Genomic DNA, 11,245 nt, shown 5'->3' with positions numbered 1-11,245 from the left:
GGTCCCTCAGCGCAGGCCGGCGGCTTCGAGCCGCTCTCGGACGACGGCGATCTCGGTGTCGTCCAACGGGATGTACGGGTCGGCGGTCCGAGCGCAGTCGATGATCCCCAGCAGGTGCAGGGCTGCCTTGAACGCGCCGAGCGCGGAGGAGGCGGGGCCCATGCGGCAGCTGTCGCCGGCGTTCACGAGCTGGAAGAGCCCGAACAGTCGCTCCTGCTCCTCCCGCGCTGCGACCAGGTCACCGCGCTGCGTCGCCTCCCACAGCCGGACGTACCCGCGCGGATCGACGTTACCGAGCCCCGGGACGACGCCGGTCGCGCCGAACGTCAGCGCCGAGTCCGCCGTCAGTTCGGAACCGGTGAGGACGGCGAACGGTCGGTCGAGCCGCCGCGCCGCGAGGACGAGTGCACGGATCCCGGCGTCGTCACCGCTGCTGTCCTTCACGCCAGCGAGGACGCCGTCGGCGGCGAGTTCGAGCAGCAGCGCGGCACTGAGCTTCGTGTGCACGGACACGGGGAGGTCGTACGCAATGACCGGTACGTCCGCCGCATCCGCGATCAGCCGGAAGTGGCGCTCGACCTCAGCAGGGTGCGTGCGTGTGTAAAAGGGCGCGGTCGCCACGACGGCGTCCGCGCCGACGGCTTCTGCGCGCCGCAACTGCGCGATCACCCGCGGGGTGGTCATGTCGATCAGTCCCGCGACGACCGGTACCTGGCCTGCCGCGACGCGCACCGTCGTCTCGATGACCTGGGTCCGCTGCTCGTCACGGAGGAACGCGACCTCACCGGTCGATCCCAGGGCGAAGAGCCCGTGGACTCCCGCTCCGAGCTGGTGCTCGACGAGCCGTTCGAGTGAGCGGACGTCGACGTCGCCATCGGCGGTGAGCGGTGTCGACAACGGGGGGATGATGCCGGCGAGCGTGTTCGTTGCGTGCGAGTTCACGGGGTCCTTCTTGGTCGAGGTCGTGGAGCTGGACAGGGATGGGCGGAGTCCGCGGCGCTACTGAGCGGCGTTCTGCCGGAGCGCGGACGGCTCGAGGACGGGGTCGTCGTCCAGGGACAGTCCACCGTCGCGGGCGAAGTCGCCGCGCCAGCTCGCGTCGGGGTGGATCCACTTCTGGACCCTCGCGGGGAGGTTGACGACCATGAACACGATGACGACGGCGGTGAGGGAGAACGAGATCACGGCGAGTGCGGTGCCGAGCGAGGCGAAGGTCCCGGCGAGTGCTGCGCCGAGGATCGGTGCCACGGCGCCACCGAGCGCCCCGACGTTGTAGGTGAACCCGAGGCCGGCGGCTCGTTGCTCGGTGGGGAAGAACCCGCCGATCCACTTCGGCAGCAGGCCGGCGATCCCCTGACCGAACGTCTGCTGCACGAACAGGAACGCTCCCAGGAGCAGCAGCGACGACCCGCCCACGGCGAACATCGGGAAGATGAGGACCTCCGACAGGACGAGGCTCGCGACGTAGGCCCAACGGGTGCCCAGCCAGTCGCCGGTGAAGCCGGCGACCCAGCAGCCCACCGCGGCTCCGAACCCGGCGAAGGACACCGCGTTGCTGACGTGCGATGGGTCGTAGTGCAACTCCGTGCTGAGGTAGGTCGGGAGCAGCGCCTGGATCGGCCACGAGTACAGGAATGCCGCGAAGATCGTCACGGTCACCGCGACGACGGCTGGCCACCGCCGCTTCGAGAACTGGACGATGTAGGACACGAAGATCGCGCCGACGAGGACCGCACCGACGGCGACCGCGGCGCCGTTGGGCATCAGCTGCCCGAAGACCAGAGCGAGGAGGCCGATGGCGATCACCGCGGTGATGATGTTGACGACGCGGTACCTGCCGGCGAACAGGATGCCGAAGACGTTCGGCGCTGCGGCGGCTCCACCGGCGCGCGCGCTCCGCGCTTCCGACCAGTCCTTCGACTCGGGGAGCGCGCGGCGCAACCACAGGGTGATCGCGATGGGGACGAGTCCGAGGGCGAACATGGCCCGCCACCCGAAGGCCGGCACGACGAACTGGTACACCTGCGCGGCGATGACCGTCCCGATCGAGTACCCGGAGATGAGGAACCCACTCGCCTTGTTGCGGAGGTGCTTCGGCCACGACTCGATCACGTAGGTCGAGCTCGATCCGTACTCGCCCGCCATCCCCATCCCGATCGCGAGACGAGCGGCGAACAGCACCCAGTAGGACGGAGCGATCGCACACACAGCCGAGCCGAGCGAGAACAGCACGATGCTGGAGATCATCGCGGTCTTCCGGCCGAAGCGGTCCCCGAGGGCGCCGAGGGCGAGTCCACCGAACCAACGACTGATGAACGCCGCCGAGATGAGCGATGCGCTCTCCACGACGCTGAGGTCGAACGTCTTCGCGATGTCCGTCAGGACCAGGGTGATGATCACGAAGTCGAAGCCGTCGAGCAGGTAGCCGAGCCATGAGGCGAGGAACTGGTGCCATTGGCTTCGGGAGACCTCTCGGTACCAGGGAGCGCGTCGTGCAGGAGGAGCAGTCGTCATTGGTTGCTTTCCGATCGGGCCGGCATCGCCGGCGTGACACAACGTTGGACGTTGGACGTTGGCCTCACGCTAACATGGGGTCCCGAGGGGCGCAACGCGCCCGGACGGGAGTGCGGTGATGGTCACGCGCAAGGAACGACAGCCGGTGGCCCAGCAGATCGTTGAGATCATCCGGGAACTCCGGCTGACGTCCGGCGACAGCATGCCCACCGAGCTCGAACTCATCGAACGGCTCAACGTCTCCCGCAACACGGTGCGAGAGGCGATCCGCGAGTTGCGCGCGTGGGGCATCGTCGACATCAGGCACGGACACGGGACGTTCGTTGCCTCCCCGTCGCTGCAGGCCCTGGCGCCGTCGTTGGTGTTCAGGACGCTCGTCGCGGGGCCGAAGGGTCTCGACGCGCTCGAGAACCTGGCGAAGGTACGCGAGATGCTCGAGACGAGTGCGATCGCGGAGCTGACCGACCGACTGGACGCAACCGACCTCGACCACCTGCTCGAACTGTGCGAACAGATCGGCGACGCGGACGGGAGCGCCGAAGCCGACCGCGAATTCCACCGCGTGCTGTACAGCCACCTCGCGAACCCGCTCGTCGGACAACTCGTGGACGTGTTCTGGGACGCCTACCACGATGCGCACGACCAGCTCGCCGAGGTCTCCCCCTACGGCAGCGGATCGGTCGAAGCGCACCGACGGATCGTCCTCGCCCTCGCCAACGGCAGCGCCGACGATGCTCGCGACGCCATGCGCGTGCACTTCCAGGGGATCTACGAACGCATCGAGCTGGCACGGGCGCGTCCGACCCACGAGGCCGTTGCGTCCTGATCGGACGGATGGACGGACAGGAGGCCCGGTGCCAGCTGGCACCGGGCCTCCTGTCCGTCACACGGTTCAGTCGAAGCTGCACACCTGCGGCGTCTGGTTCGCGCTGTTGCCGGCATCAGCCGGCGGGGCGCCCGTTGCGCCGAACATCCGATCGTGGTGAGGGTCGTCCATGGCGCCTCCCAGCACACGGAGCGCCGCAGCGAGACAGTCCGTGAATCACCTCGACACTCCCTCCGGCAGCGCCCCACCCCAACCGTTGAACCCGCCGAACGCGGCCTTCACCGGGACCGCCTGCGCCCGATCATCCACGTACTGGTACACCCCACCCGGACGTCCGAGCCACAGCACCCGCGCCGGCGCCACGGTCGTCGCCGTCGTCCGGAGCTCCACCGCGTACTGCCCGGACGGGATCTGGAACTGCGCCGTCTGCTCGCTGTCGAGCATTGTCGAGAACCGGGTCGAGAACGACGCGCCGGTCGCTGCATTCGTCACCACCACACTCGCTCCACTGAGCTGCGCCGACGGGGTGCGGGACGCCGTGTTCGCGAAGACGACCAGGTCGTAGTCGCTGTGCGCGTAGTGCTGCGACAACGTCACCTGTGAAGCCGGGAGGCTCCCCCGCTGCTGGTACACCCGGGTCTTCCAGACCGCAGGGGACGCCGTCCCGCTGGCGTACGCCTCGATGCGGTACCGACCCGTGCTCAGCCCGACGAACCGGTACCGGCCCGCGCTGTCCGTGGACGTCCGGAACACCTGCGAGGTGTCCTCGTTCCACGCGTACATCAGGCGTCCGGCGGCGGGTCCCGTCGGTCCGACGACACCACCCTGCACCGTGGCGCCGATCACGAGCGGCACGGTGACCGACACCGTGGAGCCACCGCGAACCGCGATGTCCGCGCGGAGACCGGGCGCGTACGTCTGCGCACCGTGCGGCGGGAGCACCCGTGTCGTCACCGTGACGGTGTCCGGAGCAGGGATGCCGGTGAACGTCGCGGTGCCGTCGGAGTCGGTGGTGGCGTTCCCGACGACGGCATCGGTACCGATCGCAGCGAGTTGGACGTCCGCCAGCCGGATCGCGGTGCCGTCCGGTGCCGCGAGCTGCACGGCGATCGTCCCCGAACCGGCCGCGCTCGCCGGAGGCGCCAGCCCGATCAGCGTGGCCGCCGTCAGCGCCACGACCAGTGTCGTCCCGGTGATCAGTCGCATCGCGCTCCCCGCCCGCCGGTCGTGTGTTGCGTGGGACTGTACGCGCCCGGCGCGCGGTGGGGAAGACGCGTCCTGCGGCCGGGACGTACCCGGCAACGGACAGGAGGCCCGGTGCCAGCTGGCACCGGGCCTCCCGTCCGTCACACGGTTCAGTTGAAGCTGAACACCTGCGGCGCCTGGTTGTTGCAGTCGTACAGCTGCAGCGGCGTCTGGTTCGCGGTGTTGCCCGACGGGACGTCGAGGCACCGACCGGACTGCGGGTTCAGCACGGAGCCGTTCGCCTGCGGCACCCACTGCTGGCCGCCGACACCGTTGCACGTGTACAGCTCCAGGTGCGAACCGTTCGCGGTGGCGTTGCCGTCGATGTCGAGGCAGCGCCCGAGCGTCCGGATCGTGTGGTCGGCCTGGTTGTAGGCCCACTGTTGATCGGTCGTCTGTTCGTCCGTCAGGAGCGTCTGGCAGTCGTAGACCTGGACCTGCTGACCGTTCTGCTGCAGGTCGTTGCCGGCGACGTCGACGCACTTGGACCCGATCGTCTTGATCGGGACGGCCGCGACGAACTTCTGCGCCTGGTTGCCGTTGCAGTCGTAGATCTGCAGCGCCGTGCCGTTCGCGGTGTTGCCCGAGGGGTCGTCGAGGCAGCGGCCGGACTGCGGGTTCTTGATCGACCCGTCCGGCTGCACGATCCACTGCTGCCCGCCGACGCCGTTGCAGTCGTAGAGCTCGACGTGGGTGCCGTTCGCGGTGCCGTTGCCGTTGACGTCCAGGCAGCGGCCGAGCGTGCTGAGTGTGTGTGCTCCGTAGACGTTGCCGAGCCAGTGCTGGTCGGCCGCGAGCGTCTGGCAGTCGTACAGCTGCACGACCGCGGTGTTCCCGCCGGTGTCGTCGCCGGCGACGTCGACGCACTTGCCGCCGGGTCCGGTGATCGGGGCGCCGGGGCCACCACCGGTCGAGACACCCTGGTAGTTCTGCGCGACGACGTTCGCCTGCACGGCGTTGTCGGCAGCATCGGTCGAGTACCCGGTGGTCATGACGCCCTCGAAGAACGACTGCGTGCCGCGGTTCGAGTTGTCCCCGCCGGCGCCGAGCACGATCGACCCCTCGAGCTTCATCGGTGTGTAGCCCTGGCCGTCGCCGTCCTTGTCGGTCGGCAGCGCCCCCTCGTACCACTTCGACAGCGACCCGGACTGCGCGTTCCCGCCCTTCAGCGCGAAGTTCGCGACGCCGTCGTTCTTGAGGAGCGCGGTGACGAACTTCGACGTGTTGCCGGTGTTCGCGGTGTTGATCGCGGTCTTGCCCTCGTAGACGCCGTTCTCCAGGTCGGCCTGCACCCACGGTCCGCGACCGGCGCTGCCCGTGCCGTTGAGCATCGACAGGTTCAGGGCGTCCATGTGCCCCTTGCCGGTGTCCTTCGCCTGCGTCTCGACGTTGCCGAAGTCCGAGCAGCAGCCGTGGTTCACGTTCGTGCCGCTGGCGACCTCGTACATCGACTCCGGGCTGGCGCCGCGGGCCGTGCCCTTGGCGACCGTGCTCGAGATCCGGTAGGCCACCTGCTGCGGCATGTAGATGCCGTACGCCTTGTGTCCGGCGATGGTGACCGGCAGCGCACCGGCGTCAGCAGCGTGGTTCGCGGGTCCGGCGTCCCCGGCCCCCGCGACGGTCAGGTCGTTGTGGTTGGACGACTGGTCGTAGATCTTCGGGATGGTGCACGTCGTGCCGGAGCAGAAGGTGTCCTGCGTCTGGGCGTTGGCGTACCCGCCGGCGGCGAGCAGCCCGACGTTCGTGGTCGCCCCGTCCGAGGCACGCTGCACCTGGTAGAGCGGCCCGTTGTACGAGGAGTACAGCGCCCGGGTGGAGCTGTACGCGGCGACACACGAGGTGCCGGCGCCGGCGTAGGTGTCGCACGGACCGTTCGTGGCGGCAGCAGCGCTGCCGACACCGACCGTCGTCGCGAAGAGGCTCCCGGTGACGAGAGCGAGGGCTCCGAGTGCCGCGGCGACGATGCGCCGTGGCCTGGAGATCGACCCGATGTGCATGTGTGGTTCCTTCCGAGCGTCGTTGCTTGGGGATGCGGTCGACCGTCGGGTTGGGCACGCGCCGTCGACCGGCGATGCTTAATCGATTAACCACAACCAGGATACCGCGCCATGCCACCCGCCGCCCGTCGAGGGAACAGAAAACGTCGGATCCGTCGCGCGGACCCGACGTCGTCTGTTCCCGTGGTCAGGCCACCGTCCAGGTGACGAGGCGGGGATCCGTCAGCTGCACCTCCTGCACCGGCCCGGTGACCCGCAGGGTCGCACGCTCCGTGGCGGTACCCGGCAGGGGCACTGCGGCCGACCCGTCCGACAGCGCGACGATCCCACCGGACTCGAGCGGGCCTCCCGGCCGGGACGCCGCCGCGTGGGACGCGACCCACACCTGCACGTCTCCCGGCTCGACGACCTTCCGCAGGTCGCGACCGCTGAAGGCGAATCGCTGTACCGGCACGGTGAAGCGCACGCTGCGGGACTCCCCCGCCGGCACGTCGACCCGGGCGTACCCGAGCAGCTGGACGACCGGACGGGTGACGCTGGCGTGCACGTCGTTCCCGTAGAGCTGCACGACGTCCGAGCCGTCGCGCTGCCCGGTGTTCCGGACCGTGACCGTCGCGGTGAACGTGCCGTCGGTGGTGACGGTGTGGTCGACGACCAGGTCCTGGTACGCGAAGGCCGTGTACGTCAGACCGAAGCCGAACGGGCGGACCGGTGTCGAGTCGGCGGCCGTGACGTCCGACGGACCGCCGAGCCTCGGGTGCAGGTACGTGTACGGCTGCGCACCGGCAGCACGGGGCAGCGAGACCGGCAGGCGGCCGGACGGCGCAACGGCACCGGTGAGGAGGTCGGCGATCGCCAGTCCCCCGCCCTCCCCCGGGAAGAACGCCTGGACGACGGCGGACGGACGGGGACCAGGTCCGTCGAGCGCCCAGCCGATCGCGTACGGCCGTCCGGTGAGCAGGACCACCACCGTCGGGGTGCCGGTCGCGACGACGGCCTCGACCAGCTCGCGCTGCACGCCGGGCAGGTCGAGCGATGCGGTGTCGTTGCCCTCGCCCACGGTGCCGCGGCCGAACAAGCCCGCCTGGTCCCCCACCACGACGACCGCGACCTCGGCGTCCCGCGCGACGGCGACGGCCTCGGCGATGCCGGAGCGGTCGTCACCCTCGACGGCGCAGCCGACCGCGGTCGACACCGTGCCGCCGAGAGACGCCTGCAGCGCCTCGAGCACGGTCGGGATCGCGAAGCCGAGCGGCAGGTCGGGGTGGTCGGCCAGCACGTGGTTCGCGAAGGAGTAGCACCCCTGCAGGGCCTCGGCACGGTGGGCGTTCGGGCCGATCACCGCGACGACCCCCTGCAGGGGGTCCAGGGGCAGCACACCGTCGTTCGACAGCAGGACGAGCGACTCCGCCGCGAGCTGCCGTGCGAGGTCGCGGTGCGACGGGGTGTCCAGGTCGATGCCGGTGGGCGGCTCGTCCTCGAACACGTCCGGGTCGAGCAGCCCGAGCCGCTCCTTCTGGCGGAGGACCCGCAGCACGGCACAGTCGACCAGTGCCTCGTCGACGAGGCCGGTACGGACGCGCTCGACCAGTGGCTCCAGGTACGCGTCGCCGGTGGGCAGCTCGACGTCGACCCCGGCCTCGAGCGCCATCGCTGCCGCCTCGCCACGGTCGGCGGCGATGCCGTGCATGACCTCGAGGAACGCCACCGAGAAGTAGTCCGCCACGACGGTGCCGTCGAAGCCGAGGCGGTCCCGCAGCAGCCCGGTCAGCAGGTCGGCGTTCGCCGCGACGGGCACGCCGTCGATCTCCGCGTAGGAGTTCATCACCGAGCGAGCGCCGCCGTCGAGCAGCGCCATCTCGAACGGTGGCAGGAACACGTCCGCGATCTCGCGCGCCCCGGCGTGCACGGGTGCGTGGTTGCGGCCCGCCTGCGACGCGGAGTACCCCAGGAAGTGCTTGAGGGTCGCGTCGACCCCGGCGCGCTGCAGCCCACGGACGTAGGCGGTGCCGACGGTGCCGACCAGGTAGGGGTCCTCGCCGATGCACTCGTCGACCCGTCCCCAGCGGGGGTCGCGGACGACGTCGAGCACTGGAGCGAGGCCCTGGTGGACCCCGAGCCGTCGCATCGAGTCGCCGATCACGGCACCGACCCGTTCGACGAGCTCCGGGTCGAAGGCGGCACCCCAGGCCAGCGGTGTCGGGAACGTCGCGGCCTTCCACGCGGCCAGGCCGGTCAGGCACTCCTCGTGCACGAGCGCCGGGATGCCCAGCCGGGTCTCCCGCTTCAGGCGCCGCTGCTCGTCCCACAGCCAGGCGGCGCGCTCGTCGGGCTCGACGGGGCGGGTGCCGTAGACGCGGGTGAACTGGCCGATGCCGTCACGGGTGATGTCCGCCAGCGTGCGGCCGTCCGACCGGGTGGTCATCTCGCCCTGCATGGGCGCGACCACGCCGTTCTGGTCGAGCCAGTAGCCGACGAGCTGCGCCGTCTTCTCCTCGAGCGTCATGGCCGCCAGCAGGGCGGCGGCGCGGTCCGGCACGGGTGTCCGGTCCGACGGTCGGGCCAGGGCGGACGGGAGGCTCGGGTCGGCCCCGCCACGCGCCGCGGGCCGGGCGTCGGTCGCGGTGACCGGCGTCGACGACGCGGGGCGAGCCTCCCGGCCGCCCGTGGCCGACGCTGTCGCGTCGGTCGCGGTCATCCCTTCACCGCCCCGGTCAGACCGCCGACGATGCGACGCTGGAACACCGCGAAGAACGCCAGCGCGGGGATCATCGACAGCGACGTGAACGCGAGCACCCTTGCGGTGTCGACGGAGTACTGCGACGAGAACGCCTGCACCCCGAGCGGCAGCGTGTACGCCGACGCGTCGTTGAGGATGAACAGCGGCAGGATGTAGCTGTTCCAGCTGCCGATGAAGGCCAGGATGCCCGTCGTGACGACGCCGGGCAGGGACAGCGGCACGACCATCCGGAAGAAGAACCCCAGGCGGCTGGCCCCGTCGATGGAGGCTGCTTCCTCGAGCTCGTCCGGGATCGCCCGCAGGAACGGCACCAGGATGATGACGGTCGTCGGCAGCGCGAACGCGATCTGCGGCAGGATGACGCCGGCCAGGCTGTTCGTCAGCCCGAGGTCCTTCACCAGCAGGTAGAGCGGCGTGATCGCGACGGTGATCGGGAACATCAGCCCGGCGGCGAACAGCGAGTACAGCGCGCCGCGGCCGCGGAACCGGTAGCGGGCGAGCACGAAGCTGACCATCAGCCCGAGCACGACGACGCCGACCGTGGTGGTGACGCCGGCGATGAGCGAGTTGCCGAGCTGCTGCCAGAACACTCCGCTGGACAGGACCTCGGCGTAGTTGCCGAAGTTCCACGGTGCCGGGAGCCCAGCGGGGCTCGCGGTGATCTGCGCGTTGGTACGGAAGCCGCCGAGGACGATGTACGCGACGGGGCCGATGCAGACCGCGATGAACAGCAGCGCGATGAAGTACGTGCCGAGGTTGCGCTCGCGGCGGACCGGTCCGCTGTCACGGTCCCGGCGTCGTCGGGGCGCGACGATCGATGCGGTGGCGGTCATCGTGTTGCCTTCTCGGCCAGTGCGGCGACCCGTGCGTCGGCGGTGGTGGTGGTCATCGTGTTGCCTTCTCGGTGAGGGCGCCGGCGGTGTCGCGACGCAGGACGAACCGCTGGTAGACGAGTGCGATCGCCAGCGAGATGAGGAAGATCACCACGGCGACGGCGTTGCCGTACCCGTAGTTGCCAGAGTTCCGGCCGTTCGCGACCATGTACGTCGCCATGGTCGAGGTCCCGGCCGTCGAGGCGATGTACTGCCCCCAGATGATGTAGACCAGGTCGAACAGCTGGAGCGAGCCGATGATCGACAGGAACGCCCAGATGCGGATGGTCGGGCCGAGCAGCGGCAGCGTGATCCGCCGCTGGATCTGCCAGTAGCCGGCGCCGTCGAGCTGGGCGGCCTCGAACAGTTCCTCGGGGATGCTCTGCAGGCCGGCCAGGAACAGGATCACCGCGAAGCCGATGTACTTCCACGAGATGATCGCGAGGAGGGTCCAGATCGCGATGTCCGGGTTCGACAGCCAGTCGTTCCGCAGCGCACCGAGGCCGATCGCCTGGAGCAGGTCGTTGACGGCGCCGCTCGTGGAGAGCATCAGGCTCCACCCGGTGCCGACGATCACCTCGGAGATGACGTACGGCACGAAGATGAGCACCCGGATGAGGCCACGGCCGCGGATCCGCTGGTTGAGCAGCAGCGCGAGGATGATCGCGATGGGACCCTGCACGAGCAGCGAGCCGATCACGATGAACGCGTTGTGGGTCAGCACGCCCCGGAAGTCGGGGTCGGTGAAGATGATCTTGTAGTTGTCGAGGCCGACGAAGTCCGTCGGCGCCCCGTAGCCCTGCCACTTGTAGAAGCCGTAGTAGGCGGCGAGCGCCACGGGGAGGATCACGAACCCGACGAACATGATCGTCGCGGGCCCGGCCAGCAGGGCGATCTCGACCCGCTTGCGGACGTCGGCGACCGGCTTCTTCCGGCCCCGGCCGGCGGGGGCCGACGGCGTGGTGCCGCCGGCCCCGGTCAGGTCCTTCCCCGCGCCCGTCAGCTCGCTCGAGCCGGACGGACGGGGGGCGACTGATGTGGCCATGGGTCG

The 11,245-nt window shown here is 70.0% G+C and carries 8 protein-coding genes; 1 reads left to right on the top strand and 7 read right to left on the bottom strand.

Translation table 11 applies throughout. The annotated features are described in order from the left end of the window. Positions 1-6: 6 nt before the first annotated feature. On the bottom strand, positions 7-942 hold the full coding sequence (locus ACIPJ2_RS07565; protein ID WP_402728265.1) for a dihydrodipicolinate synthase family protein: 936 nt from the start codon (positions 940-942) through the stop codon (positions 7-9). 57 nt (positions 943-999) lie between these two features. Beyond that, positions 1,000-2,514 (bottom strand): MFS transporter, encoded by a 1,515-nt coding sequence (locus ACIPJ2_RS07560; protein WP_402728264.1) that lies wholly within the window; start codon positions 2,512-2,514, stop codon positions 1,000-1,002. 145 nt (positions 2,515-2,659) lie between these two features. Between ACIPJ2_RS07560 and ACIPJ2_RS07555 the strand changes: the two genes are divergently transcribed. Next, positions 2,660-3,340 carry a FadR/GntR family transcriptional regulator gene (locus tag ACIPJ2_RS07555; protein ID WP_402728263.1) on the top strand — a complete coding sequence of 227 codons (681 nt, stop codon included), beginning with the start codon at positions 2,660-2,662 and terminating at the stop codon, positions 3,338-3,340. A 216-nt stretch (positions 3,341-3,556) separates the two neighbouring features. On the opposite strand, the gene ACIPJ2_RS07550 is transcribed toward ACIPJ2_RS07555, so the two are convergent. The 5 genes from ACIPJ2_RS07550 to ACIPJ2_RS07530 all read right to left on the bottom strand — a co-directional run bounded on the left by ACIPJ2_RS07550 (position 3,557) and on the right by ACIPJ2_RS07530 (position 11,239). Further along, positions 3,557-4,546 carry a carboxypeptidase-like regulatory domain-containing protein gene (locus ACIPJ2_RS07550; RefSeq protein ID WP_402728262.1) on the bottom strand — a complete coding sequence of 330 codons (990 nt, stop codon included), beginning with the start codon at positions 4,544-4,546 and terminating at the stop codon, positions 3,557-3,559. 149 nt (positions 4,547-4,695) lie between these two features. After that, positions 4,696-6,582, bottom strand: coding sequence for an arabinofuranosidase catalytic domain-containing protein (locus ACIPJ2_RS07545; protein ID WP_402728261.1), 1,887 nt, complete (start codon positions 6,580-6,582; stop codon positions 4,696-4,698). 187 nt (positions 6,583-6,769) lie between these two features. Next, positions 6,770-9,088, bottom strand: coding sequence for a glycoside hydrolase family 3 N-terminal domain-containing protein (locus tag ACIPJ2_RS07540; RefSeq protein ID WP_402728325.1), 2,319 nt, complete (start codon positions 9,086-9,088; stop codon positions 6,770-6,772). A 188-nt stretch (positions 9,089-9,276) separates the two neighbouring features. Beyond that, on the bottom strand, positions 9,277-10,155 hold the full coding sequence (locus ACIPJ2_RS07535; protein WP_402728260.1) for a carbohydrate ABC transporter permease: 879 nt from the start codon (positions 10,153-10,155) through the stop codon (positions 9,277-9,279). A gap of 52 nt (positions 10,156-10,207) precedes the next feature. Then, on the bottom strand, positions 10,208-11,239 hold the full coding sequence (locus tag ACIPJ2_RS07530; RefSeq protein WP_281267056.1) for a carbohydrate ABC transporter permease: 1,032 nt from the start codon (positions 11,237-11,239) through the stop codon (positions 10,208-10,210). Positions 11,240-11,245: the final 6 nt, after the last annotated feature.

This window comes from Curtobacterium sp. NPDC090217 (assembly GCF_044746705.1).
GTDB lineage: Bacteria > Actinomycetota > Actinomycetes > Actinomycetales > Microbacteriaceae > Curtobacterium.
The sequence above is the reverse complement of the archived record's forward strand: the minus strand, read 5'-3'. Positions and strand labels throughout refer to the sequence as shown.